Origin of the sequence: Nesterenkonia aethiopica (genome assembly GCF_039534665.1) — a bacterium.
Lineage (GTDB): Bacteria > Actinomycetota > Actinomycetes > Actinomycetales > Micrococcaceae > Nesterenkonia > Nesterenkonia aethiopica.
Map to the genome: position 1 here is coordinate 1 of NZ_BAAAVT010000038.1, position 2006 is coordinate 2006.

At 68.0% G+C, this 2006-nt stretch carries 2 protein-coding genes; one reads left to right on the forward strand and one right to left on the reverse strand.

All coding sequences use genetic code 11. From position 1 onward, the window contains the following. Nucleotides 1-315 precede the first annotated feature (315 nt). Nucleotides 316-1122: an AIM24 family protein gene (locus tag ABD658_RS15225; protein WP_344684219.1), complete on the forward strand. Its 807-nt coding sequence runs from the start codon at nucleotides 316-318 to the stop codon at nucleotides 1120-1122. Between the two features lie 25 nt (nucleotides 1123-1147). Here ABD658_RS15225 and ABD658_RS15230 read toward each other — a convergent pair whose 3' ends face one another. Continuing rightward, complete coding sequence (locus ABD658_RS15230; protein WP_344744958.1) at nucleotides 1148-1897, reverse strand: phosphotransferase family protein; 750 nt, start codon at nucleotides 1895-1897, stop codon at nucleotides 1148-1150. Between the last annotated feature and the right edge of the window lie 109 nt (nucleotides 1898-2006).

Here is a 2006-nt window from a genome sequence, read left to right on the forward strand (position 1 = left end):
GCCGATCACTGCCCAAGTCTCGTCAGATATCTCTCTGCGTGCCACAAGGACAGACTCGCCGACGACCGACGCTCCACCCTTTAGCAACACGCCCTAGTCGTCGGACACCACCTCCCACGCCGCGGAAGATCCAGCAGACACTCACGGACCAGACACCTGATCGTCTACCCTGTAGACACTGTTCCCCAGCGAAGGCTGCACCGGAGCGCCCGTCCGGCACGGTCCGGACACGCCTGAGCCCCAGGCCTTCGCGAGTCCGGTCGGGCCCGGGCGGCCGACCAGCCACGCGGAATCCCCTGCCGGACCGAGGTGGAGATGACTGACCCTGATCCCCGGACGATGCCACAGCTGCGAGCTCTGTCCCATGACGCCGACGGGGCCTTGAGCCCTGCGGCGCAGCACATCCTCGGCGTCCGCGTGACGCCGGAGCACCCGGTGCTGGTGAGCAGGAGACGCATCCTCGCCCAACGCGGAGCGCTGACCTTGCGCCATGAGCAGCAGGATATCGACGACGACCTGCGCCGGCAGCTCAAAGACAAGGGGTGGGGCCGTTCCGCCCGCGACCGGCGATTCCGCCGTCGACTGGCTAGGAGCATCGACATCGACGTCGCCGGAGGCCTCACGCTGACCGGGAACCTGAAGACCCATACGGCCAGCGGTGACGGCATGCTGTGGCTCGGCCGGCGCGGCGGAGACGTCTCTCTGTTCGAGCTCCAGGACGCCACTCTGGTGGTCCTCTCTCCCCACGAGGTCCTGGCCCATGACGAAGGACTGACGTCTTCGCTGGAGGAGGTCATCCCGCTGTCGATGGCGGCGGTCCGCGACACCACATTCGCCTGGCTGATACGGGGCAGCGGAACGCTCGCCACGGCGACACCTGGCGAGACGATCGTGCTGGAGGTCGCCGAAGATGAGCCGCTGCGGGTGGAGGGAGACGCGCTGCTGGCCTTCACTGAGGGGATCGACATCTCCGTGCCCGAGGACTACACACGCCAGACCACGATTCGAGGCATCAAGTGGCTGCTGCAGTTCATCCCTCGGCTCAACCTGAGGCCCGAACCGGAGCCCGTCTGGTTGACGGTGCGCGGCCCCGGCCGCGTCATCGTCCGCGCCCGCGACTGACCCGCCCCTCGGGAGGGCCTGGAGATCAGGGATCCTGCATGCGGGCCCGGAGCACGTCGAACTCACACCCCGGCGCGTCCGGATCGAAGCCATGCTCGATCAGCCAGCGCGAGGCCGTCAGACTGCGCAACGACCACCAGGCGCGGATCACCTCACGATCCACGTCGCCGGTGCCGTAACCGGCGAGCAGGTCGTCCAGACGCTCCTCATGCCCGAGCGTCAGGATGGCGAGGTCGAACATGGCGTCACCGGGCGCTGCCTCAGACCAGTCGATCACCCCGGAGACCTCATCACCGTCGACGAACACGTGGGTGAGCTGAAGGTCACCGTGGATGAACACCGACTCCCGGGGTCGCAGGGCAGCCTCCGCGATCTCCCGGTTCCGCCGGACCACCTCGGCAGGCAGCACGCCAGTGTCGAGCAGCCACGCACATTCACGGTCGAGCTGCTCCGCCACGTCCTCGAGTCTGCGGCCCGGCCACGGCGGCAACGGCGCCTCGTGCAGTCTGCGCAGGGCGGCGCCCGCTGCGGCCCACGCCTGCCGCGACGCCGGCGAAGGCTCACCGAGGACTCCGAGTGCTGCGCCCGGCACCGCGGCGATGGCGAGCACCGGAGGCTCGTGCCAGAGGATCTGCGGGGTGGGAATCGGCGCCATCGCCATCGCTCGGAGCTCGACGTCGGCGTGCGCCGGATCGCCGTCGACCTTCAGAAAGGCGTCCCCCACACGCAGGGTGGCACGCTGCCTGTGCGCGACGACGACCTCGACCTCGTCCATGCCGGCCATTCTTGAGTTATAGGCCAAAATGTGTGTACAGCACGGCCGGGGATCGTTGATATAGCGGGGATGTAGGGGCCTGCACATGCTTTGAAAGCATGTGGGGTGA